Origin of the sequence: Mesorhizobium sp. BR-1-1-10 (genome assembly GCF_020165595.1) — a bacterium.
GTDB lineage: Bacteria > Pseudomonadota > Alphaproteobacteria > Rhizobiales > Rhizobiaceae > Mesorhizobium > Mesorhizobium australicum.
The window spans coordinates 122,245-145,048 of the sequence record NZ_JAIUIL010000002.1 but is presented as its reverse complement, the minus strand read 5'-3'; the positions used below and the strand labels follow the sequence as shown (position 1 = coordinate 145,048).

26 protein-coding genes are annotated in these 22,804 nt (G+C 63.2%); 16 read left to right on the top strand and 10 right to left on the bottom strand.

What is annotated here, in order from left to right; translation table 11 throughout:
• The first annotated feature begins 6 nt into the window (after positions 1–6).
• The 3 genes from LB555_RS03605 (at position 7) to LB555_RS03595 (ending at position 3,243) form a co-directional block, all read left to right on the top strand.
• The gene (locus LB555_RS03605) at positions 7–711 is read left to right on the top strand and encodes an XdhC family protein (RefSeq protein WP_224682298.1); all 705 of its coding nucleotides are present in this window, start codon (positions 7–9) and stop codon (positions 709–711) included.
• Positions 708–2,318, top strand: coding sequence for an NTP transferase domain-containing protein (locus LB555_RS03600; RefSeq protein WP_224682297.1), 1,611 nt, complete (start codon positions 708–710; stop codon positions 2,316–2,318). Before LB555_RS03605 ends, LB555_RS03600 begins: the two co-directional genes overlap by 4 nt.
• 73 nt (positions 2,319–2,391) lie before the next feature.
• Entirely contained in the window at positions 2,392–3,243 is an 852-nt protein-coding gene (locus LB555_RS03595) for an alpha/beta hydrolase family protein (RefSeq protein WP_411970754.1), read from the top strand.
• A gap of 19 nt (positions 3,244–3,262) precedes the next feature.
• On the opposite strand, the gene LB555_RS03590 is transcribed toward LB555_RS03595, so the two are convergent.
• The gene (locus tag LB555_RS03590) at positions 3,263–4,312 is read right to left on the bottom strand and encodes a DUF1176 domain-containing protein (protein WP_224682295.1); all 1,050 of its coding nucleotides are present in this window, start codon (positions 4,310–4,312) and stop codon (positions 3,263–3,265) included.
• A 140-nt stretch (positions 4,313–4,452) separates the two neighbouring features.
• Here LB555_RS03590 and LB555_RS03585 point away from each other — a divergent pair, with 140 nt between their 5' ends.
• Positions 4,453–4,959: a DUF1993 family protein gene (locus LB555_RS03585; RefSeq protein ID WP_015318115.1), complete on the top strand. Its 507-nt coding sequence runs from the start codon at positions 4,453–4,455 to the stop codon at positions 4,957–4,959.
• A 51-nt stretch (positions 4,960–5,010) separates the two neighbouring features.
• On the opposite strand, the gene LB555_RS03580 is transcribed toward LB555_RS03585, so the two are convergent.
• The gene (locus LB555_RS03580) at positions 5,011–5,175 is read right to left on the bottom strand and encodes a hypothetical protein (RefSeq protein WP_015318114.1); all 165 of its coding nucleotides are present in this window, start codon (positions 5,173–5,175) and stop codon (positions 5,011–5,013) included.
• A 333-nt stretch (positions 5,176–5,508) separates the two neighbouring features.
• On the opposite strand from LB555_RS03580, the gene LB555_RS03575 reads away from it, so the two are divergent.
• From LB555_RS03575 to LB555_RS03565, 3 genes are all read left to right on the top strand, one after another.
• Positions 5,509–6,018 carry a hypothetical protein gene (locus LB555_RS03575; protein WP_015318113.1) on the top strand — a complete coding sequence of 170 codons (510 nt, stop codon included), beginning with the start codon at positions 5,509–5,511 and terminating at the stop codon, positions 6,016–6,018.
• Positions 6,019–6,137: 119 nt separating this feature from the next.
• On the top strand, positions 6,138–7,205 hold the full coding sequence (locus tag LB555_RS03570) for an aldo/keto reductase (RefSeq protein ID WP_224682294.1): 1,068 nt from the start codon (positions 6,138–6,140) through the stop codon (positions 7,203–7,205).
• 42 nt (positions 7,206–7,247) lie between these two features.
• Positions 7,248–8,516 (top strand): cysteine desulfurase-like protein, encoded by a 1,269-nt coding sequence (locus LB555_RS03565; RefSeq protein ID WP_224682293.1) that lies wholly within the window; start codon positions 7,248–7,250, stop codon positions 8,514–8,516.
• Between the two features lie 15 nt (positions 8,517–8,531).
• Here LB555_RS03565 and LB555_RS03560 read toward each other — a convergent pair whose 3' ends face one another.
• From LB555_RS03560 to LB555_RS03540, 5 genes are read right to left on the bottom strand one after another with little or no spacing between them, the layout of a single operon-like run.
• Positions 8,532–9,560: a histone deacetylase family protein gene (locus LB555_RS03560; protein ID WP_224682292.1), complete on the bottom strand. Its 1,029-nt coding sequence runs from the start codon at positions 9,558–9,560 to the stop codon at positions 8,532–8,534.
• The gene (locus LB555_RS03555) at positions 9,557–10,093 is read right to left on the bottom strand and encodes a GNAT family N-acetyltransferase (protein WP_015318109.1); all 537 of its coding nucleotides are present in this window, start codon (positions 10,091–10,093) and stop codon (positions 9,557–9,559) included. The genes LB555_RS03560 and LB555_RS03555 overlap by 4 nt, the downstream gene beginning before the upstream one ends.
• A gap of 4 nt (positions 10,094–10,097) precedes the next feature.
• The gene (locus tag LB555_RS03550) at positions 10,098–11,027 is read right to left on the bottom strand and encodes a 3-keto-5-aminohexanoate cleavage protein (protein WP_140717409.1); all 930 of its coding nucleotides are present in this window, start codon (positions 11,025–11,027) and stop codon (positions 10,098–10,100) included.
• A 5-nt stretch (positions 11,028–11,032) separates the two neighbouring features.
• Positions 11,033–12,418 (bottom strand): aspartate aminotransferase family protein, encoded by a 1,386-nt coding sequence (locus LB555_RS03545; RefSeq protein WP_224682291.1) that lies wholly within the window; start codon positions 12,416–12,418, stop codon positions 11,033–11,035.
• A 1-nt stretch (position 12,419) separates the two neighbouring features.
• Entirely contained in the window at positions 12,420–14,060 is a 1,641-nt protein-coding gene (locus tag LB555_RS03540) for a N,N-dimethylformamidase beta subunit family domain-containing protein (protein ID WP_224594643.1), read from the bottom strand.
• A 155-nt stretch (positions 14,061–14,215) separates the two neighbouring features.
• Between LB555_RS03540 and LB555_RS03535 the strand changes: the two genes are divergently transcribed.
• The 3 genes from LB555_RS03535 (at position 14,216) to LB555_RS03525 (ending at position 16,050) form a co-directional block, all read left to right on the top strand.
• Positions 14,216–14,464: a ParB N-terminal domain-containing protein gene (locus LB555_RS03535; RefSeq protein WP_140617245.1), complete on the top strand. Its 249-nt coding sequence runs from the start codon at positions 14,216–14,218 to the stop codon at positions 14,462–14,464.
• 118 nt (positions 14,465–14,582) lie between these two features.
• On the top strand, positions 14,583–15,068 hold the full coding sequence (locus LB555_RS03530; protein ID WP_224682290.1) for an SRPBCC family protein: 486 nt from the start codon (positions 14,583–14,585) through the stop codon (positions 15,066–15,068).
• Between the two features lie 25 nt (positions 15,069–15,093).
• On the top strand, positions 15,094–16,050 hold the full coding sequence (locus tag LB555_RS03525; protein WP_224682289.1) for an alpha/beta fold hydrolase: 957 nt from the start codon (positions 15,094–15,096) through the stop codon (positions 16,048–16,050).
• A gap of 49 nt (positions 16,051–16,099) precedes the next feature.
• Here LB555_RS03525 and LB555_RS03520 read toward each other — a convergent pair whose 3' ends face one another.
• Positions 16,100–16,960 carry an isopenicillin N synthase family dioxygenase gene (locus LB555_RS03520; RefSeq protein WP_224682288.1) on the bottom strand — a complete coding sequence of 287 codons (861 nt, stop codon included), beginning with the start codon at positions 16,958–16,960 and terminating at the stop codon, positions 16,100–16,102.
• A 20-nt stretch (positions 16,961–16,980) separates the two neighbouring features.
• On the bottom strand, positions 16,981–17,127 hold the full coding sequence (locus LB555_RS03515) for a hypothetical protein (RefSeq protein ID WP_224682287.1): 147 nt from the start codon (positions 17,125–17,127) through the stop codon (positions 16,981–16,983).
• Between the two features lie 114 nt (positions 17,128–17,241).
• On the opposite strand from LB555_RS03515, the gene LB555_RS03510 reads away from it, so the two are divergent.
• From LB555_RS03510 to LB555_RS03490, 5 genes are all read left to right on the top strand, one after another.
• Complete coding sequence (locus LB555_RS03510) at positions 17,242–17,637, top strand: GFA family protein (protein WP_224531122.1); 396 nt, start codon at positions 17,242–17,244, stop codon at positions 17,635–17,637.
• Positions 17,638–17,788: 151 nt separating this feature from the next.
• Entirely contained in the window at positions 17,789–17,986 is a 198-nt protein-coding gene (locus tag LB555_RS03505; protein WP_140662054.1) for a hypothetical protein, read from the top strand.
• Between the two features lie 194 nt (positions 17,987–18,180).
• Positions 18,181–19,053, top strand: a complete 873-nt coding sequence (locus LB555_RS03500; RefSeq protein WP_140662055.1) for an undecaprenyl-diphosphate phosphatase — start codon at positions 18,181–18,183, stop codon at positions 19,051–19,053.
• A gap of 146 nt (positions 19,054–19,199) precedes the next feature.
• Positions 19,200–19,826, top strand: coding sequence for a transglutaminase-like cysteine peptidase (locus LB555_RS03495; protein ID WP_224682286.1), 627 nt, complete (start codon positions 19,200–19,202; stop codon positions 19,824–19,826).
• Between the two features lie 109 nt (positions 19,827–19,935).
• Positions 19,936–20,727: a phosphodiester glycosidase family protein gene (locus tag LB555_RS03490; RefSeq protein ID WP_140616962.1), complete on the top strand. Its 792-nt coding sequence runs from the start codon at positions 19,936–19,938 to the stop codon at positions 20,725–20,727.
• A 12-nt stretch (positions 20,728–20,739) separates the two neighbouring features.
• Here the strand turns inward: LB555_RS03490 and LB555_RS03485 are convergent, their stop codons facing one another.
• Positions 20,740–21,384: a DedA family protein gene (locus tag LB555_RS03485; protein ID WP_318012987.1), complete on the bottom strand. Its 645-nt coding sequence runs from the start codon at positions 21,382–21,384 to the stop codon at positions 20,740–20,742.
• A 331-nt stretch (positions 21,385–21,715) separates the two neighbouring features.
• Here LB555_RS03485 and LB555_RS03480 point away from each other — a divergent pair, with 331 nt between their 5' ends.
• A complete protein-coding gene (locus tag LB555_RS03480) occupies positions 21,716–22,789 on the top strand; it encodes a GH25 family lysozyme (protein ID WP_140616961.1) in 1,074 nt (357 codons plus the stop codon).
• Positions 22,790–22,804: the final 15 nt, after the last annotated feature.

The window sequence follows — 22,804 nt, the reverse complement described above, 5'->3', positions numbered from 1 at the left end:
CCTCCGATGGATCCTTATGCGCTGAAGACGCTCAATGCCGAGCGGCGCGCCCGCCGCGCGGCGATCCTCGTCACCGATCTCGGTGATGGTCGCGACCGTATCGTGCGGGAGGGCGATCAGGTCGCCGGCGATCTCGGAGCGGCGATCGCCAAGGCGTTTCGATCCGGCAATTCGGGGTCCGTCGAGGCGGAAGGGCGAACCTTCTTCCTCAATGCGCATCTGCCGCGGCCGCGTCTGGTGGTGATCGGCGCCGTGCATATCAGTCAGGCGCTCGCGCCGATGGCCCGGATCGCAGGCTATCCCTTGGAGATCATCGATCCGCGCACCGCCTTTGCCACATCGGACCGCTTTCCCGATGTCGCCTTGCATGACGACTGGCCGCAGGACGTGCTGGAACGCCAGCCGCTCGACGCTTACACCGGGCTCGCCGCCGTCACCCATGACCCGAAGATCGACGATTTCGCGTTGAAGGCGGCACTCGACGCCAACTGCTTCTATGTCGGAGCGCTCGGCAGCCGAAAGACGCATGCCAAGCGCGTCGAGCGCCTGTTGGCGCTGGGCGCGAGTGCGGACCAGATCGCGCGTATCCACGCGCCGATCGGGCTGGATATCGGGGCGGCAAGCCCCGCCGAGATCGCCGTCGCCATTCTCGCGCAGACCATTCTTGCCTTCCGCTCACGCGGCCTCGATGCGAAGGGCGCGGCGGCGTGAAATTCGGTCCGATCCCGATCGACGCGGCCGAAGGGGCGGTGCTGGCGCATGCGACCGCGGCCGGCGAAAAGCGATTTCGCAAGGCGCACAGGCTGAGCGCCGAAGATGTCTCCACGCTCAAGGGGGCAGGTGTTTCGCAGGTCGTTGCGGCTGTGCTGGCGCCGGACGATCTCGGCGAGGACGCCGCGGCGCAAAAAATTGCCGAAAGCATGACCTTAGGCGGCATCGAGGCGAAGCCCGCCTCTACCGGCCGGGTCAATCTCCACGCCAAGGCGGCTGGCATCTTCACCGTCAATGCCGCTGTCATCGATGCGATCAATGCGGTCGATCCTGCCATCACCATCGCCACGCTGGCCCAGCACGCGTCGGTCGAAAAGGGCCAGATGGTCGCGACGGTGAAGATCATCCCCTTCGCGGTCTCTTCCTCGTTGGTGGCCGCCGTGACGGAAATCTGCACCAGCGGCGAAATTTTTGCCGTCAACGCCTATCGGCCGATGCGTGTCGGCGTCATCCAGACGGTGCTGCCGGGCACCAAGCCAACCGTGCTCGACAAGACGCTGCGCGTCACCGAAGCCCGGCTGGCGCGCTCCGGCGGCAGGCTGACGGCGGAGCGCCGTACGCCGCATGAGATCGCCCCTGTCGCAGAGGCCGCCATCGCGCTTGCGCGCGACAACGACATGGTGGTGATCTTCGGGGCTTCCGCCATGAGCGATTTCGCCGACGTCGTTCCAGCGGCGATCGAGAGGGCGGGCGGTACCGTTATCCGCGCGGGCATGCCGGTCGATCCCGGCAATCTGCTGGTGCTCGGCACACTCGGCGGCAAGCGCATCATCGGCGCGCCTGGCTGCGCCCGCAGCCCCAAGGAGAACGGCTTCGACTGGGTGCTCGACCGATTGATTGCGGGCCTGGACGTCACCGCGCGCGACATCGCCGGCATGGGCGTCGGCGGCCTGCTGATGGAGATACCGACGCGGCCGCAGCCGCGCGAGCCGCTGCCGGCCAAAAGCCGGCTCAAGGTCGGGATCGTGCTTCTGGCGGCGGGCCGGTCGAGCCGCATGGGCGGGCCGAACAAGCTGATGGCGCTGTTCGACAGCCAGCCGCTGGTGCGCCGCACCGCCGAACGCGCGCTCGCCTCGAAGGCTTCGGGCACGATCGTCGTCACCGGTCATCAGCGCGAGCGGGTGCGCGCGGCATTGTCGGGCCTCGACGTCACCTTCGCCGACAATCCCGATTTTGCCGATGGCCTGTCGACCTCGCTTAAGGCCGGCACTGCCTGTCTGCCCGAAGACGCCGCTGGTGCGATGATCGTCCTAGGAGACATGCCGGGGGTCGCATCCGACGACCTCGACAGGCTTATCGATGCCTTCCGCAGGGCCGGCGGCAACTCGGTGGTCCGTGCCACGCACCAAGGCAAACGCGGCAACCCGGTGCTTTTGCCGCGCTCGTTATTCGCGGCAATCGCCCATCTCGAAGGCGACACCGGCGCTCGCCATCTGGTCGAGGCCGAAGGGCTCGATGTCATCGATGTCGAGATCGGCGAGGGCGCGTCCGTTGATGTCGACACCCGAGAGGCACTGGAAGGCGCTGGCGGCGTGCTGCAGGATTGACAAACGGAGGCGGCATTAGCATGCCTGCGGTATGGCTATTCGTACCGTCGCGTGCCGCGTTTTCGTCACGGCAATGCTTTTCTTGTTTTCCTCGGCCGCCAGTGCCGACACATTGTCCCTGAAACCTTTCAAGGACGATCTCTTCGCCTATCCGGCGACGCTCTCGTCCGACAGCAACGGCGCCTACACGGTCCTCGACTACCGTGAGATGCGCGACATCAACCAGCGCGACGAGGTGCCGGAAAAGCGCGTCCATGCCCAGTACACCGACACCGGCGTGCGCAAGGTGCAGCAGGATCTGATGCTGAAGACCGACGCGGGCGATGTCAGGCATGTCGCCGTCGGCAAGACGCAAGGAGCCGCCATCATCGTGCTTTACCTGCACGGGCAGGGCGGCAGCCGCAAGCAAGGCGTCGACGACTTCACCTTCGGCGGCAATTTCAACCGGCTCAAGAACCTGATGGCCGGCAATGGCGGGCTCTATATTTCTCCGGATTTCCCTGATTTCGGCGACAAGGGCGCGGCACTGGTCGCGGCCCTGATCGACCATTATGCCGAACAGTCTCCGGGCGCGAAAATCTTCGTCGCCTGCGGCTCGATGGGCGGCGCGCTGTGCTGGAAACTTGCCGCACGCAAGGATACTGGTGGCCGCGTGAATGGACTGCTGCTGCTCGGATCGCTCTGGGACGAGGGCTTTCTTGCAAGTCCCGCCTTCAAGCGTCGCGTGCCAGTGTTCTTCGGCCAGGGCAGCCACGACGTGGTCTTTCCCGTGGCCAACCAGGAAGCGTTCTTCCGCTCCATCCTTGCCAAATCAAAAAACTATCCGACCCGCTTCGTGCGCTTCGAGACCGGCACGCACGGCACGCCGATCCGCATGGTAGACTGGCGCGGCACGCTCGACTGGATGCTGTCGAAGGCACCATAAGCCTGATGCGCTAGAGGATCTAAGGCGCGGTGTTGTAGTCGACGATCGTCTGCGGGTTCTCCTCGCCGTCATAGGACGCGTCGACGTCATACTGGACCAGCGAGAAATCGCCGTTGCGGAACAGATATGTCCCGGCATCCGAAGCATCGCCGACGCCGCGCCATTTGTTGAGCGTGGTGATGGTGTGAGCGTTCTGGTCATAGTCGGAATTGACCGCCCACCCTGTGGTCCGGAAGCCGATCACCGTTACACTCAACAGCTTGCCGTCGCTGTCGTTGTTCTCGTAGCGTATATCGGTCTCCGGCTCGGCGAACTGCAATTGCCTGACACCGTCCACCTCGTCGGTCATGTAATAGACCGAGCTTTCATTGTAGGGGGCGGCCGAGCAGGAGAAGTGGAACAGCCGGGTCTCCTTGTCAGGATCGTTCGGCTGAGCATTCCTGTCCTTGTATTTGATCGAAAAGACCTCCGGCTCATTGGCCAGGCGGTCCTTGTCGCATTGGTCGCCATAGGTCGCCAGGAAGGCCTTCTTGGCCTGTTCCAGTGCGGTGTCCTTTTTCGGCGGCGGCGGGCCGTCGCCGCAGCTTGGCGGCAACGCCTCGTCGAAGTCGGCTGTGGAGGGCTTCAGCGCTCCCTTGTCGATGAAGATAGGCTGGAACGGCGGCGCCTGGATCTGGGCGTTGACCTGGCGCAGCGTATAGCAGCCGGCGAAAACCTTCGCCTCGCCCTTCTTGTCGGTTGCCTGGATGGCGACCGGGACGTTGTAATAGATGCTGCCCGCCGCGCCCTCGTCCGAAATCGGACCGGTCTTGACCTCCACCTTGTCGGTGCCGTCATAGCCTTTGACGAACGTGTCGAAATCCTTTGCCGGCTTTGTATCACCGAAGTAGCCCCAGGCGCGGGCGAATTCATGCCGGTTGATGGCGCTGTAGAGTGAACGCACGACCGCATCCGCGCTCGACCGATCATCGACGTAAGGCGCTTCGGGCGTATCGGCTGCGGCCAATGCCGCGTGGCCTGTCGTGGCAAGGGAGAGAAGGGCAGTCGCTGCGAAAAGGGCGCGTCTCATCGGGAATCTCCGCTCGATAACGAAGATTCTACCACGGCGATTGCGGCGACGTGGTGACGCCATGCGCCCGCCGCTTGAAGAATCGCGCCTGAGAGCGCTACGTCCTCCCGCCGGCGTTCCTGCCGGACAGGAGATCCGACGTGACGATATCGATGTATGAGGCATCCGTGCCCGTGTTTTCAGCCAGGCTGAAAGCACTTTCCAGTGTGCTGGCTGCAGCCGAACAGAATGCGCTTGACCGCAAGATCGACCCGCAGGTGTTTTTGACGGCGCGGCTGGCGCCCGACATGTTCGCACTTGCCAGGCAGGTGCAGATCGCAACCGACCATGCCAAGGGCGCGCCTTCACGGCTGGCCGGCCGCGAAGTGCCTAAATATGAGGACAATGAAGCAAGCTTCGCCGATCTCGAAGCGAGGCTCGCCAAGACGGTCGCCTACCTGGCGACTTTTTCCGCAGCCGATATCGACGGGTCGGATGACAGGATGATCGAACTGAAGCTGGGGGGCCGGGAAACGACGCTGAGCGGCATGCAATATCTGCTGCATGTGGCCATGCCCAATTTCTATTTCCACCTGACCACCGCCTACGACATCCTGCGCCACAATGGCGTGCCGTTGGGCAAGGCGACATTCCTCGGATCGCGTTGAGAAATCGGACTTTGAGATGTCCCGGGTCGATCCGGGACATCTCGCACCTGCTTAGCGGATGGACATTTCGCGGGCGATGCGCGGGAAATCGGCGGGCTTGATGCCGATATCGGCGCGCTCGGCATTGCTCATCGAATAAAGGAGCGCGAGCGCCGCGCGATATCTCAGATGTTCCTGCGGGCGCGGCCGGGCGAACATTTCCGTGAAGAAACCCATAATTCAGGCTCCTGGTTGGTCCTCCACATCAGGTAATATAGGTGAATCGTGAAGATTGTGCAGTGCAGCATTTGCATGCCTGCCATGTCCGGATGTTTTTTGTAAAATTTTTTTGCAGCAAGGTGAAACTCTTGCGCCGCGCCGAACGTAGGCTTCGAAGCTGGTACATGGCCAGTTTTCCTCGCCATTCCTGGCGAATTTCCGGACTGCATGAACATGCGGTCCGGCTTTTGCCGGCCTCCGCCAACGATCCCCTGAAGGGAAATTAGTTAAGACCGGCGGCATTTATTTTTAACGAGCTGGTTCTATGGTCTGAAACTCGAACTGTCGGGCATGGGGGAGGCTGATATCGCTACCGGCGCCAAGCGGGATTTTGCGTCACTACTCGACGACCTCTTCGTTGCCACCGACAAGGGCAACGGCGGTGAGGGCGTAGAGACCGGCGCGCGCCCATCCATCCCGTTCGACTATCTCTCGGTCGCCGATGAACTCCATTCCGGCCGCATCAAGGTATCCGCCGCGGAATATCGCGAGGCCGGCGCTGATCTGGCCAGCGAGTTTGCCGCCGTGCTTGAACAGGCAAGGCTGGCGCTGGCTGGCGAAGAGCCGAAGCCGGAAGAAACATTGCCGCCAATCGATCCTGAATCGATTGCGGTCGAACTGGGACTGGAGCAGTCCAAGAGCGCCGCCGACTTCGGCCGCATGCGCCGCAGCTTTGCTTTCGCCAACCATCCCGATCGCGTCGCCCCGCATTTGCGCCAGCGCGCCATGATCCGCATGCAGGTGGCCAACATGCTGATCGACGAGGCCAAGCGCCGCGCCGTGGCCGCCGCACGACGCTAACCCCGCTCTGCTCACGCAAAAGTCGGCCTGGCAAGGCTTGGAGAGCGGCTCTGCTTTTCCTATAAGATGCGAACTCCTCCCCGCGCAGCCGCGCACATATCCCTCCGGAGCAGAATCCCATGCACAAACGCCGTCTCGGTCGGACCGATCTTCTTGTTACCCAGATCTGCCTTGGTTCGATGACCTGGGGCCAGCAGAACACCGAGGCCGAAGGCCATGCCCAGATGGACCTGGCCTTCTCGCGCGGCGTCAATTTCATCGACACCGCCGAACTCTATCCGATCCCGCCCAAGGCGGAGACGCAAGGACGGACGGAGAAGATCATCGGCAGTTGGATGAAGGCCAAGGGCAACCGCGACAAGGTGATCCTGGCCTCCAAGGTCGTCGGCCGCACGGCCAACAGCTGGTTTCGCGGAGACCGGCCCTCGCAATTGGTGCGGGCCGATATCTTCGATGCCATAGACAAGTCGCTGGCCAAGCTTGGCACGGATTATCTCGACCTTTATCAGATCCACTGGCCGGAGCGGGACATCCCCTGGGGCGCCAACCCGACGCGCGTCGGCGCCGTGGCGCGGGGTGCCGATTCTGTCGGCGCGCCGGTCGGTGAAACGCCGATCGCCGAGACGCTCGCGGTGTTCGATGACTTGGTGAAGGCAGGAAAAATCCGCCATTTCGGTCTCTCCAACGAGAGTTCCTGGGGCGTGATGCGCTTCCTCGCAGAGGCCGACAAAGGGATCGGTCCGCGCGTCGCCTCGATCCAGAATGCCTACAACCTCGTCAACCGCACTTTTGAGGTGAACCTCGCCGAGGTCTGCGAGCGCGAAGGGGTGTCGCTGCTTGCCTACTCGCCGCTTGCCCAGGGTTATCTGACCGGCAAATACGATCATGGCGCCCGCCCGCAGGGCTCGCGCTCGCAGCTGTTCAACCGCGGCCAGCGTTACGAGACGCCCAATGCCGCCGAAGCGCAGCTCGAATACAATGAGCTGGCACGCTCTTTCGGCCTGGAGCCGGCGCTGTTTGCCAATGCCTATGTCTCAAGCCGGCCCTTCGTGACCTCCAGCATCATCGGCGCGACAACCATTTCCCAACTGGAGATGGCGCTGTCTTCGGTGGATGTCGTCTGGACTGAAGAAATGCAGAAGGCGGTGGATGCCGTTCACCAGAGGGTCGGCAATCCCTGCCCGTGACCGAGCCCGGAATTGTCGTGTAGTAGCAAGGGGATGGAGACGATGGTGGATTTTTCGACCGAGGCCGTGCGTGGAAAGTTCCCCGCTCTCTCGCTGACCGACAACGGACGCCGGCGCATCTATCTCGACAATCCTGCCGGCACGCAGGTGCCGCAGGTCGTGGCCGACGCGGTGTCGCGCTGCCTGCTTACGACCAACGCCAATCTCGGCGGTTATTTTGAAACGACGATCGCGGCACAGCAGGTCGTTGACGAGGCGCATCTGGCGATGGCCGACTTCCTCGGCGCGGCGAGCCCGCAGGAGATTGTCATCGGCGCCAACATGACGACGTTGACCTATCATATGTCACGCACGCTCGGCCGCACGATGAAATCAGGCGACGAGATCATCCTCACCCGCATGGATCATGAGGGTAATGTGTCGCCCTGGCTGCAACTGGCCGAGGACCTCGGCCTCGTCGTGCGCTGGCTGCCGTTCGACGAAAAGACCTGGCAGATCGAGGAGGCGACACTCGCCGGCCTGCTGTCCGGGAAGACAAGGCTGGTGGCGTTGAACTACGCCAGCAATCTCACCGGCTCGATCAACCGGGTCAGGTCCTTGACCCAACTTGCAAAACAGGCCGGCGCGCTGGTTTATGTCGATGCCGTGCAATTCGCACCGCATGGGCTGATCGATGTGCAGGAGCTCGGCTGCGATTTCCTGATCTGCTCGGCCTATAAATTCTTCGGTCCGCATATGGGCATCTTGTGGGGTCGGCGCGAGGTCATCGACGGTCTGCAAGCCTATAAGTGCCGTTGCTCCTCGAACGGCTTGCCCGAGCGGTTCGAACTCGGCACGCCGCAGATCGAACTGATGGCCGGCTTGACCGCCGCGGTCGATTATTTCGCCGAGCTCGGCGCGGCGGCAGGTGAGGGTGGTTCAAGAAGGCAGAAGATCGCCAAGGCGTTCCAGGTCTCCATTGCCCATGAAAACCCGCTGGCGCAAAGGCTGATCGATGGCCTGTCCGACATTTCCGGGCTGACGGTCCGAGGCATCACCGATTCGAAACGGCTCGGCGATCGTGTGCCGACCGTCTCCTTCACCGTCGATGGCATTGTCCCCGAAACGATCGTGCGGCAGATGAACGCCGAGAACATCTTCGTGTGGTCGGGCCACAACTATGCCTGGGAGATCGTCCATCAGCTCGGCATTCCGGCCGAGCAAGGCGTCGTGCGCATCGGCATCGCCCATTACAACACTGCGTCCGAAATCGACGAGACGCTGGAGAGCGTGCACCGGGTGATTGCCATGCTCAGGCAGCAACGCTCCTGACTTGGGTTTGAACTCTCACCGCGCCTTGCCGCCAAAGCCGGTGAGGAATGCGGTGAGATTGTCGCCGAGTTCGTCGCAGAGATAGCCGCCTTCCTGGACGATGACCGCCGGCAGGCCGAGCCCGGCGATGGCCTCGCCGATGCGCGAGAAGCCCGGCGTCGTCACCGAAAGCCCGCCGAACGGATCGCCCTCGAACGCGTCGAGGCCGAGCGCCACGACCAGCACATCGGGGGAGAAGGCGCGGATACGCTGGAACGCCACGCCGAGCGCTTCCAGAAACGCCGCATCCGCGGATTTGCGCGGCAGCGGCAGGTTGAAATTATAGCCAAGCCCGGGACCTTCGCCGCGCTCGTCGGCATGGCCCCAGAAGAACGGGTAGAACCGCACCGGATCGGCGTGCAGCGACACCGTCAGCACGTCAGGTCGCGCATAGAAAATGCCTTGCGTCCCGTTGCCGTGATGCAGGTCGACATCGAGGATCGCCACGCGGGCCGCCTGCCTGCGCAGCACTTGCGCCGCCACGGCTGAGTTGTTGATGAAGCAGAAGCCGCCGGCGACATCGGCGAAGGCGTGGTGGCCGGGCGGGCGGCACAGCGCATAGGCGGCCGACGCTCCGGCCATGACGGTTTCGGCGGCCTCGACCGCGCTCCAGGCGCTCCACAGCGCGCTCTGCCATGTCTCGCCCGAGATCGGGCAGGCGGTGTCGGCCATGTGGTAGCCGGCTTGGCCCACTGCTGAGGCCGGATAGGAGCCGTTGCGGGCGATCGGGTGGATGTTGGGAATGACCTCTGCCGACGCCCCTTCGATCCGCTGCCAGCGCTCGAAAATATGTTCAAGGAAGTCGAGATACTCGGGTGTGTGCACCGCCGAGATCGGGCCGAGGCCGTGATCGCGCGGTCGCTCGATCGTGCAACCGGCGGATTTTGCGCCGGCCAACAACCGTTCGACGCGTTCCGGTTTTTCAGGGTTGGGCTGTGCCGCGCCACTGGAAAGAAAGGCCTTGGGATCGTGGCGCTTCTGCTCCTGCGCATAGAAGGCCTTCATTGCTGCTCCCCATTTTCCGGCGCGTCGGCGAAGGCGAAAAATGCCTCACCGATGATTTTCTGCGTCTGCTCGTAGCTCGACCAGGCAATGCCCAGCCGTTCGTAAAAGGACTTGGCACCCTCATTGTCGGTGTCGACCGACAGCCTCAGATACACGCCGCCCTCTTTGCGGCACTCGGCAGCCACGCGTCGCAGCAGGCGTTCGCCGATCTTGCGGCCGCGAAACCGGTCCTCGACATAGAGGTCCTGCACATAGACGCCAGGCCGTCCCATCCAGGTCGAGAAGATCGGGAAATGCAGGCACAGCCCGGCGAATTCGCCGTCGACTTCTGCGATGAGGGTCGAGAAGGCGGGTTTTTCGCCAAAGCCCCAGCTTCTGAGATCGTCCGCCGTCGAGATGATTTCCTCGGGCGCCCCGATATGAGTGCCAAGCTTCAGGATCGCCGCGTGAATGGTTTCGACGTCATCGATGGTGCCGGGGCGAAGGATAACCGCACGCGTGACAGGTACAGTGGCAGGAGCGGGCGCTGTCATCTCGTCAAAAAGCCACCCTGTCGCCGCCCTTGAGCGCCAGCATGTCACGCGCTTCGGCCGGCGTGGCGACTTCCAGCGACAGTCCATCGAGAATGCCACGGATGCGCCGCACCTGGTCGGCGTTGGACTTCGCCAGCTGGCGGCCATCATAGAGGCTGTCCTCCAGTCCGACCCGGACATTGCCGCCCATGGCTGCGGCGATCGAGATCAGCGGCATCTGGTTGCGGCCGGCGGCCAGCACCGAAAACTGGTAGCTGTCGCCGAACAATTTGTCGGCGATGCGCTTCATATGGATGAGGTTGTCCGGGTCGGCGCCGATGCCGCCCAGGATGCCCAGCACGAATTGGATGAACAGCGGCCCCGAAACCAGCCCCCGATCGCGGAAATGCGCCAGCGAATAGAGGTGGCCGACATCGTAGCACTCGAACTCGAAGCGGGTGCCGCAGCCCTTGCCCAGCCGCTCGATCACGCCTTCCATGTCGGCGAAGGTGTTCTTGAAGATAGTGTCGCGGGTGGCTTCGAGCAGCTTCGGTTCCCACTCGTGCTGCCAGTCCCTTGGCTTGTCGAGCATCGGGAACAGCGCGAAATTCATCGAGCCCATATTGAGCGAGCACATTTCGGGCTGGGCCCGAAGCGGCGCCGCCAGCCGCTGGTCCAGCGTCATCAGCGAGGAGCCGCCTGTCGTGATGTTGATCACCGCATCGGTCGCCTGCTTGATGCGCGGCAGGAACTGCATGAACACTTCGGGATCGGCGGTCGGGCGGCCATCTTTGGGATCGCGGGCGTGCAGATGCAGGATCGAGGCGCCGGCCTCGGCCGCGGCGATAGCGTCCGCGGCGATCTGGTCCGGCGTCACCGGCAGATAGGGCGACATCGACGGCGTGTGTACCGAGCCTGTAACGGCGCAGGTGATGATGACTTTTCGCGGCGCCATTTCCGCTACCCCCGGCCTTCGACCGGCAGGTCGAATTCGCCCGCCAGAGCCTCAAGCGAGTCGCCGATGATGGAGATGATCTCGCCGACCTGCTCGCCGGTGACGATCATCGGCGGCGCGACCATGAAATTGTCGCCGTCGACGCCACCCTTGACCCTGCGGCCATAAATGATCAGCCCGCGCTCATAGGCGAGATCGAGCAGGCGCTGCGTGGCTTTTTTGCTCTGCTCGATAGGTTTCAGCGTATCGGGATCAGCGACCATTTCGGCGCCCGTAAGCAGCCCCTTGCCACGCACATCGGCAATGAACGGGAACCGCTTCGCAAGCGCCTTCAATCCGTCCATCAGCACGTCGCCCATGGCAGCCGCATTGGCAATCAGGTCGAGCCGGTCCATTTCGCCCAGCACTGCAAGCCCGGCGGCGCAGGCGAGCGGATTGCCGGCATAGGTGTGGCCATGCTGGAAGCCGCCGGAAGCGAGCAGCGGCTCGACCAGTCGCATCGGTGCGGCCAGCGCGCCGAGCGGCGCATAGCCCGAGCCGAGCCCCTTCGACAGCGCGACGATATCAGGCTTGCAGTTCCAGTGGTCGCCGCCGAGGAATTTGCCGGTGCGGCCGGCACCGCTCATCACCTCGTCGTGGATGAGCAGGATGCCGTGGCGATCGCAGATTTCGTGGATGCGCGCATAATAGCTGTCGGGTGCCACCAGGGCCGCGGTCGCAGCACCCCCGATCGGCTCCATGATGAAGGCGACGACGCTCTCGGGACCTTCGGCGAGGATCTTCTCCTCCAGCATGTCGGCGTAGCGGACGCCACGCTGCTCCATCGAGAGATTGTCGCGGTCGCGCCAGGCGGTCGGTGCCGGCACGGTCGGCATCACCCGCATCATCGGCGTAAAAGTTTCGGCCAACGCGTCGTCGCCGGTGATCGAAAGCGAACCGAGCGTGCCGCCGTGGTAGGAAGGAAACCGCGTGATCACCTTCCAGCGGCTGGCCTGGCCGGTGGCCACAGCCCATTGCCGCGCCAGCTTGATGCAGGATTCCGTCGCTTCCGAGCCGCCGGACACGAAAAAGATGCGGTCCATGCCTTCCGGCAACTTTCCAGCCAGTTCGCGCGCCAGTTCTTCCGCCGGCTCGTTCTCGAAATGCAGCCGATAAGCGAAGGTGGCGCGGTCCATCTGCCGCTTCATCGCATCGAGCACATTGCGGTTGGAATGGCCGATATTGGCGACCATTGGGCCGCTCGATCCGTCGATGAAACGGCGGCCGTCCTGCGTCCACATGTAAATGCCTTCGGCGCGGTCGATCAGCGGCCGGCGCAGGCTGGAGAGGTAGAACAAATGCGATTGGCGCCGGGCATCAGTGTCTTGAACGGCGGTCTGGGCTTTCGACATGTCAGGACTTTCCGATATAGCGGTCGAGGACATTCTGGGTGACCCGTTCGACCATCGGGTCTTGTCTTAGCAGGCCGGCGACCCATTCGCAGCTTCCGGCATGGAACACCTCGCCCTTGCCGCGCGGGAAGTTGACGATCATGCCATTGCCGCGTTTGACCTTTTCGAGATTGGCGTCGCTTGCCTCGCCAAACAATGTCTCGGCGGTGAAGCGGCCATCCTCGTCGGTTAGGAACTGGTCCTCGATCGGAATGTCGGCGCTTTCCTCGACCTGGCTAGCCATGCCGACGGCCAGCACTTGCAGGCCGTCGGGCGCGCCGCTGTCTGGCGTGGGGTAGGGCAGCCCACCGCGGATCTCGAAATCGAGCCCGTCGACCTCATAGCCATAGACGTGGCTGTCGGCGCCCAGCAGATCGCCATAGTAGATGCCGGTGCCGGCAAAGGCCCAGTGCTCCGGCCGATAGACCGGAAAGCCGCGTACGCCACGTGGCGCGCAGCCACCCCAGCCGGCATAGACGCCCCGTGTCGCGTTGAGCCCGAAGGTTGCCGTACCCGGCCGGCCGATTTCCGGTGCTTCCCAGGAATTGGTGGCGCGGGTCACGTCGCCGCCGCGATAGGCCGGGTCCTCGGTGCGGGCGCGGTATTTGTAGCAGACCTGCCGGCGGCCCTCATCTTCGAGCCGCGTCTGCCACATGAAATTGCCGGCAAAGCGCGCCGCATGGCCGCCACGTTCGACATAGAAGTCGACCGCGTCGCGCATCTCCCAAGTCCAGTATTCGTCATGGCCGACGAAGACCGCGCAGTCATAACCGTCGAGAATTTCCGGCGAGAAGTGAAGGTCATGCTGACTGGCGAGGTCGACGCCGTAGCCTGATCGTTCGGCGAAGCGAAAAAAATGACTGTCGTAGCTGGCCCAGCCGGACGAGGCATATTTCTTCGAATGGCCGGTGGCGAGCGCCCATTCCATGTGCGGATAACGCGGCACGGTCTTCGGCGGCACCGCCACCTCCAACGGCACGCGCGGTGCATCCCCGGGCAACACGACGAAGCCGCGGCACCAGGGGCGCTGCGTCGACACGATGGGCGAGTACTGGTCGCGGTCGGGCCCGGTGATGCCCTGATAATGGTTGGAGCCGCCCCAGGTGTTGTAGGCAAGCCAGGTGCCCGTCGCCGCCACCTGCAGCACACGGCCAGGTTTCTTGCCGGGCTGGGGAGAGACGATGAAAATGTGGTGACTTTGGATCGGCTTGCCGTCACGTCCGTCGGCGGTCAGCGTTATCAGGTAGGCGCCGGAGGGCCAGTCGCTCTCCACGCGAAATTCGAAGGAGGCTTCCCAGCCGCAGCCTTCGACCGAGCATTGCTCCGGACTCTCCTGCCAGCGCGCCGCAATGTCCGATTTCTCGAATACTCTCGTTTCGGTGCCGCCATCGCGGATGATCCTCATGCCGAAGGACGGAGCGGTCGAGCTGACATGCAGCGTAACTGTCTCGCCGGCGCGATAGGAAAACCGGTCGCTGTAGCACCAGATTTCGCCGCGCTCGCCATCCATGCCCGGCCACTCGTAATAGTGGCCGCGCACCGCGTGGCGGCGCTGCTCGGCTGTCAGCCCGAAATCGGGGAATTCGGTCGGCGGATTGATCATGAAGTCCTGGCCCATCTGAGGCCCATTTCGGCGATCCGCCCGCCAGGCGTCAAATGGAAACGATCATGCCAGCATTCGTTAGCCGCACCCTTGGCCGCCTTCGCCAAACCGACTATCTCAGGAAGACGGCGGCAGTTCCGCCATGGGGACAGGGCATGCTCAGGGTTCAACAGGTCAAGGTCGACGACATCTACGTGCCCACGGCGCGGAAGAAGACGCTGCACCCCGAGACCGTCCGGCATCTGGCCGAGGACATACTCGAGAACGGCATGAAGACGCCGATCCAGGTCCGCCACGATGGCAAGCGGCACATACTTGTCGAAGGCCTGCACCGGCTCGAAGCCGCCAAATGGCTGGGCGAGACCGTAATCGACGCCTACCTGGTGCAAGCCAAGCGCCACTGACACGCGCTCCGCTCGCGGTTTTCAGCCTGCGTTTCCAGAATTTTTCGCGGGCGATGTCGGTTTGCTTTACGTCGGCTCGTCCTTGGGACGGAAGCCAGATTAAACCGAGGAGACCACCGTGGCCACCAAGCTCGACATCGCCCCCGCCGACGACCGCGAACTGGTTCTCGCCCGCATCATCGATGCACCGCGCGGGGAGGTCTATCGCTGCTGGACCGAACCGAAATTGATCACGCAATGGTTCGCGCCAAAGCCGTGGACGACGCCACGTGCCGAGATGGATGTGCGCACCGGTGGCAACAGCCTGGTCGTCATGGCAGGGCCCGACGGCAACGAGTTCCCCAACCCCGGCGTCTTCCTCGAGGTCGTTCCCGGCGAGAAGATCGTCTTCACCGATGCTTATACCCAGTCATGGGTGCCATCGGAAAAGCCGTTCATGACAGTCGTACTGACCTTCGAGGACGAGGGCGTGGGCAAGACCCGCTACATCGCGCGCGTCCGGCATTGGAGCGTCGCCGACCGCGAGCAGCACGAGGCGATGGGCTTTCACGCCGGTTGGGGCCAGTGCACCGATCAGCTCGAAGATCTCGCCAGGACGCTCTGACAGAGCCACACCGGAGGAGTTCGATATGTCCAAAGTTCTGTTTTTTGCCATTTTTGCCTCGGCCGCTGCGTTTCTCGCTTGCCCGGGCACCATCAATGCAGAGGAGACAAAGCCTGCCATGACGACCGAAACGAAAACACTGCCGAAGCCACAAAGGTCCGGCCTGCTGCCGATCAACGGCGTGAACTACTATTACGCCGTCTATGGCAAGGGTGAGCCGCTGCTTTTGCTGCATGGAGGCCTCGGCTCCATTGACATGTTCGCGCCGATCCTGCCCAATCTTGCCGAAAACCGCACGGTCATCGGGGTCGACTTGCAGGGGCATGGCCGCACCGCCCTTGGCGACCGGCCATTCAGCCTGCAGGCGATCGGCGACGACATGGCTGGTATCGTCAAGACACTCGGCTACGACAAGGTCGACGTCATGGGCTATTCGCTGGGCGGCGGGGTTGCCTTCCGCATGGCGGTCCAGCATCCCGAGGCCGTGCGCCGGCTGGTCCTTGTTTCGACCGGTTATGCCGCCGACGGCTTCTACGACGAGATGCGTCCGCAGCAGGCACAGGTGAGTGCCGCCGCCGCGGCGTACATGAAAGACACGCCGATGTACAAATCCTACGTCGCCGTCGCCCCGCATCCGGAGGACTTCCCGAAACTGCTCGACGCGCTCGGCAATTTCATGCGCCAGAACTACGACTTCTCGGCCGACGTTCCCAAGCTGAAGATGCCCGTGATGCTCGCCTATGGCGACAGCGACATGTATAAGCCCGAGCACGAGATCAAGTTCTACCAGATGCTCGGCGGCGGCCTGAAAGATGCCGGCTGGATGCGCGAGAACCTGTCGCGGAACCGGCTGGCCATCCTGCCCAACCGCACCCACTACGATGTCTTCTTCGCTCCGGAACTGACGGCCGCCGCATTGCCGTTCCTCGACGGCGAGACCAGGGTGAAGAGCTGGGACGAGGTGGTCGGCGAAGCCGAATGACCCCTGCCTTCTCCGCCGGCCGTCTCCTGCGAGACAGCCGGCGTGCTGTTCAGGAAGCCTTGGCCCGGCGCGGCTGCCTCAGATGCTTGATGCCGCTCATTTCGACGAAGTTCGTCGCCGACTCCCAGAGATAGTCGCCGTAAAGAAACGGCGCGAAGGGTTCGGCGCCGTCCAGCGGCAAAGGCGAGATTTCCGCGTCGACGCGTGGCTCGTGGAAGAACGGGATCGAGAACCGCACCGTTTTTGGCGCAATGACCCGGTGCCGTGTCGCCCGCACGCGGCCGCCGGTCCAGCGTTCCAGCAACTGGCCGAAATTGACCGCCAGCGTGCCGTCGGCTGGAGGCACGTCGATCCATTCGCCGGCGAGGTTTTTCGCCTGCAAGCCCTCGACGCCGTCCTGCGCCAGCAAGGTGACGAAGCCTGAATCTGCATGTTCGCGGCCGATGATGGTGCGCGTCTCGCCTTTGTGGGTCACCGAATACTCCGGTCCGCTGGTGTCGACGCCGGCATTGGCGTCGCGCAGGGGATAGCGGATCAGGCGCAGCGTCGAGATGCCACCGTCGAAATAGATATCGAAGGTCATCTCGGGCAGGCCAAGCCCGCGGGCGATCGACCGCATCAGCATGGTGCCGACCGTTCCCATCACGCGATAGTAGTCGGCTGCGGCAGCGCGCCAGCCGGGCAGGGCATTCTCGTCCGGCAACGGTGTCGGCTCGCACAAAGGATCGTCGGAAGCCGTGCCTCGCGCCGCATCGGCAAGGTCTGGCCCCATGTCGATGCCTTCCTTGTAGGAAACGGCTTGCGGCTGCAGCGGAAACCAGCCGCGGTAGAAATTTTTCTTGGTGTGATCGAAATTCCAGCGCAGCAATTCCTGTTTCTCGGCGTCAGGAAGCGCGAAGATGCGCAGCAATTGCGCGCGCTTGTCGGGCGTCAGCCAGTCATCGCCGGGGGATCCCGGACCGCCAGGAAGCCGATGCCGGCCGCCGCGGCCATGATCCCAGCGTCGGCGCGGTCGCGCGCGGGCGAGGGCGACCCGAACAGGGCCGCGATGCCGATCGTTTCGATGTCGGGTGTCATGACAATCCTGCTGCATCACGATAATCGATGACCTTGTATCAAAGCTTTTCAATTGACCCAATCGGCCTCGCCGTTACTTTTGCCGCCTGTTCACTCCACCAATGGATCCAGGCGATGGCAAAATACGAGGGCGGATGCCTGTGCAGGGCCGTGCGCTATCGCACCGATGCCGCGCCCATCAACGAGCGCATCTGCCATTGCCGGCTTTGCCAGAAGGCGATCGGCGCGGCGTTCAATGCGCGTGTTCTTTTCCGCATCGACGATGTGACGGTCGAGGGCCCGTTGGCCACGGTCAACACCTCGCCGGACCTCAAGCGCGGGTTTTGTCCGGCCTGCGGCACGACGCTGTTTTCGCGGCGCGATTCCGCCGGCATCATCGGCGTGACGACCGGTTCGCTTGACGACCCGTCGCTGTTCAGGCCCCAGATGCACATCTGGACCGTCTCGAAACAGCCCTGGGTGATGCTGGATGACGGCCTGCCGCAATTTGAGGGCGCTCCGCCGGCCTAGCTTCCTTCTTCCCCGTGAAGGGAAAGGACGTGCCCCAGGATGACCAAAAATTAATCCAAAGAGACACGTGATAGCCGGCAAAGCGTCATTGGCGGGCCATCTTTGTCTCCCTATCTAAGCGTCGCGGGCCCGGCATTCGAGGAGACGACGGATGAACGACAGCATCAGCACCCTGGACGAGCTTTTGAGCGATCCTATGGTCCTGCTCGTGATGGAACGTGACCGTGTGCGCCCGGAACAGGTGCGCATGCTGCTCGAGCGGGCTCGCCGGCCCTCCGCAGGGGAGCCTGTCGTGCCGCCCGCGCATGTTATTGCCAGGACCTGCCAGAAACTTTGGCTCTGCCCGTAATCGTCTTGCCAACCTCCACCCATGGGAGCATCGCCGGCCCTTCGGGTCAGTTTGAACCGTGCGCGTCCGACGCGGCGGTGCCAGCTTACAAATTCGTAAATTGATTATCCGCCGCATGACGGTATGCCTTGCCGGGCACCGATCTCCTCCGATGGTGCTTTCGCAACTCCGATCTCTCCCGGATGGAACCCGACATGGCTGACATCTGCACGCAAGGCGTCGACACGGGCTTTGTCGGCCTAGGATTTGCCAAGGTCGCATTCCTCGGCCTGGTGCAAGGCATCACCGAACTGCTGCCGATTTCCTCGACCGCCCATATGCGCATCGTGCCGGCGGTGCTTGGCTGGCAGGATCCAGGTTCCGCCTTCTCCGCCGCCATGCAGCTTGCCGCCCTTGCCGCCGTGGTCAGCTATTTCTGGGGCGATGTCAGGGATCTCCTGTTCGGTTCGATCGACGCTCTCACACGGCGCGATTTCGCCGATCGGCATTTCCAGCTGGCTTCCTGGATCGTGCTGGCGACAATCCCGATCGTCATCGCCGGCGTGGTACTTTCGGGTGTTCTCAACGCCTGCAATTCGCCGCTGCGCAGCCTGAGCGTGATTGGCTGGGCCTGCATAGCCATGGCGATCCTGCTGGCCCTGGCCGAGATTTTCGCCCGCCACAAGCGCACCATCGGCGAAGCGTCGCTCGCCGACGCGCTTCTTGTCGGTGTCGCCCAGGTCGGCGCGCTGATCCCGGGCGTCTCTCGCTCCGGTTCGACGCTGACGGCGGCACTGGGGCTCGGCTTCAAGCGGGCCGAGGCGGCACGCTTCTCGTTCCTGCTCGGGCTGCCGGCCATCGCGCTCGCCGGCCTCAAGGAATTGTGGGAACTGCACAAGGTGCATCTCGATGCCCATGGATGGTCGGTTCTTGGCCTGGGGCTGCTCGTCGCCTCGATTTCGGCCTTCTTCGCCATTTGGGGCCTGATGCGTGTGCTGGAACGCTTCTCCGCCTGGCCCTTTGTCATCTACCGTGGCCTGCTTGGCGTCGTCCTGCTGCTGGGGGTGGCGATGGGATGGCTCGTCTAGCTCCCTAGCCCGAACCTCGGTGTTGCGCTGCTGCAACCCTCGAAGGGGCATGCGGCGTCCCTCCAAGATGTGATCGGCCGGTTTGGTTGACTTCGGGATACAACCGCCCTTAACGTTCTGTTAACAAAACAGATGGGCGGGGCCGGATGGCATCCTCGATGGGTTGGCGCCGGAAGGCGAAGGGGCTGGGGCTGGCGATTGCCCTGATTGCTTTCTGTTCGGCGGCGAACTCCGCCTACACGGCTCCCGTTTCCATGGCTATCGGCGGCTCGACCTCCCAGCCGATCGGCCACTATGATTTTTGCAAGATCCATGCCGCCGAGTGCTCGATCCGTTCATCCGACAGTGAGCCGGAACAGATGACTGGCAAGCTGTTGCGGGAGATCAGCGCCATAAACCTCTCGGTCAACGCGCGCGTCAAGCCGATGAGCGACATGGATAATTACGGCAAGGAGGAATGGTGGGCCTATCCGGACAATGGCTTCGGCGATTGCGAGGATTACGCGCTTGAAAAGCGGCGTGAGCTCAACAGCCTGGGCATCGCCATAGCCAATCTCCTGATGACGGTGGTTCGCAAGCCGGACGGCGAAGGCCATGCCGTGCTGACGGTGCGCACCGACAAAGGCGACTTCATCCTCGACAATCTCGTCGACAAGGTTCGCCTCTGGAACCAGACCCCGTATCGCTATCTCAAAAGACAGGCGAGCGACAATACCGGGCGCTGGGTCTCCATTCTTGCCGGCGAGGAGAAGCTGGTCAGCGCCGTCAAATAATCGCTGCCGACGTCCGGGCGATAACCATACTTCTTTTAGCAAATCCTTCATCGTGCCGGCAAGCGGTGCTATCCACGACAGTTCGTTGGAATGGCAATCCGGACCGCGCATGGATTTTTTGACCGTCCTGTATTCGGCGCCCTTGCTGCTGAGCTTGTTCAAGGCCGCGTTGCCGTACGCGGTCGCCACGACAGCGGCATTCGGCCAGTGGTTCGCTTCGGTGCCGCCGTGCCGCGACGTCTCCTTCGAGGCTACGAGCTTCCTCGTCTGCGAGGTCGATCCGAAGCTCTATTCGATCGAACTGTTCTGGAAAGACCCGGCAGGCAAGCCTTTTCAGTCGCTGCACAATCTCGACAACGCCCAGCGCATGGCGGGCCGGACCATGCTGTTTGCCATCAATGCCGGCATGTACCACCCCGATCTCAGGCCGGTCGGCCTTTACGTCGAACGCGGCCAGGAAATGGCCGGTGTGAAAACGGGATCGGGAAGCGGCAATTTTTCGCTGCAGCCGAATGGCATTTTCTATATCAGCCGCGGCAAGGCCGTGGTGCGGGCGACCAAGGACTTCGTCAGGCAGCGGCCAGCCACCGACTATGCGACACAATCAGGGCCAATGCTGGTAATCGACGGCCAGCTTCACCCGAAATTCCAGGCCGACGGCACCTCGCGCAAGAGCCGCGACGGCGTCGGAGTGCGAAAGGACGGTGTTGCCGTCTTTGCCATCTCGAACGGCACGGTGACGTTCCATGCCTTCGCCCGCCTGTTTCGCGACGCGCTCGGCTGCGACAACGCGCTCTTTCTCGACGGCACGATATCGAGCCTGCTCGCTCCGGCCATCGGCCGCAACGACGACTACTGGAATCTGGGGCCGATGATCGGCGTCTTCAGGAAGCGCGGCTGATGCAAGGCGCCTTCAATCGCGAGACGCACTCCCTGCATTGCGCCTGCCACGCAGTCTGACGACAAGCACGGCGACGATGATCGCCACCACCATGGCCGCGATCACCGCCAGGCCGAACAGGCTGGTCGCGTCGAGTTCGGGCAGATTGTCGGCTCCTTTCGCCACCAGCCATCCAGGCGACAGCACGACCGGCGCCCAGATGATCGCCGACAGGATATTGGCGACCTGGAAGCGCCGCCTGTTCAAGCCCATCATGCCGGCGACCAGCGGCACGGTGGCACGCACCGGACCGAAGAAGCGGCCGACGAAAACGGCGGCGACACCGTAGGGATGGAAGAACAGGCGCGCCCTGGCGATCTCGCGGCGATAACGGTTGAGCGGCCATTTGTGGACGACGCCGCGCCCCAGCCATTTGCCGAGAAAATAGGAGATGGTGTCGCCAAGCGCCGCGCCGAGCGTCGCGGCGAGGAGAACGGGCAGGGGCTGGACGATACCGGCGCCCACCAGCCCGCCGACGATGATCAGTACCGTGGTGCCAGGCAACAGGATGCCGACCAGCACCAGCGACTCGCCGAAGGCCAGCAATCCGACCACGAGACCCGCCCAGGCCTGATGGTTCTCGATGAAACACACGCTCTGGTCGATGAACGACTGCACGCAAGCTCCCTGTTGAAAGTGTTCCTCAGCTGCCCTGTCGAGCAAGATCCTGAGTTCGTCGAGCTTGCCGTCGACGAGCCAGCCGTAATAGTTCTCGACCGGCAGCTTGCGGCCCTTGGTGCTGGCAAGGCGGCCGCGCTGCACCCCGTTCTCAACAGCCACATGATGCCCTGTCAAGGCTTGGCCGGGCCGCTGCCGACGACTGTCTGAAAGCGGCCACATGTATGGTAAAAAACTTGATTCAAACTTTATTGGTAATTTCTCGTTCATAACTCGTCTGGTTGTCCGTCGGCCGTCGCCTTCGGTCTGTTGTGTTCGAGTACAGGTCCAGATGCGGTTACCAGGCGTCGTGAGTTTCGTGATCGCATCGCTCTGCCTTGCCGGCTGTTCGTCGACATCGGGCATGGATGCGCTCGACATGCAGAAGCCGTCCAATGAAGTCACCAGTTCGGTGGTGCGTCCAAGCGCGCCGATCGCGTCCGTTCCGGTGGCCAGGGCAAACGCGGCGCGCAAGCGGATTGAGGCTGCGGCAGAGGATACCACCGCTCGGCCTTATGGCCTTGCCGAGGAAGAGACGGTGGCGTTTCCCGCACCCGAACTGCCCGACAGCGTCGAGCCGCCGATCGAGGAGGCAGCCCTGGTGTCGCCGCCGAAGCTGTTGTCGCGGGCGGCACCGCCCATGCTGGCCGGCCCGGTCACGCGTTATGGCTTCCGCGATGCCAAGCCGATCAATTTCGGCCGCTCGTCGCCCCGTCACCTTGCCGTGCACGGGGTGGACGTGTCGCGCTGGCAAGGCAACGTCAACTGGGAGAAGCTGCGCGCCCAGGGCGCCAACTTCGCCTACATCAAGGCGACCGACGGCGGCGACCACCTCGACCCCCTGTTTATGAAGAACTGGCGTGATGCCGACGCGGCGGGCCTGAAGCGCGGTGCCTATCATTTCTTCTACTGGTGCCGCACCGCCGGCGAGCAGGCCGACTGGTTCATCCGCAACGTGCCGAAGGTCGACGGCGCGCTGCCGCCGGTGATCGACGTCGAGTGGAACGGCGACTCCAGCTGCCAGCGGCGCCCGTCGCGCGAAAAGGTCCTGGAGAAGATGCAGGTGTTCATGGACAAGCTGGAGCGCCATTACGGCCAGCGGCCGATCATCTACACGGCGCCCGATTTCTATCGCGACAACCTTCAGGGCGCATTCCCGGATTACCCGTTCTGGCTGCGCGCCGTGGCCCGGCATCCGTCAAAGGTCTATCCCGATCGCAAATGGCTGTTCTGGCAGTATTCCGGCTCTGGCCTGTCGCATGGCGTGACAGGCCGCATCGATCTCAACGTCTTCCATGGCGATGAGCGGCAATGGCGCGCCTGGGCCGGCGGCGGAGGTCGGGCCATGATGGCCGACGCGGATTAGAACCGATGCTTTCGC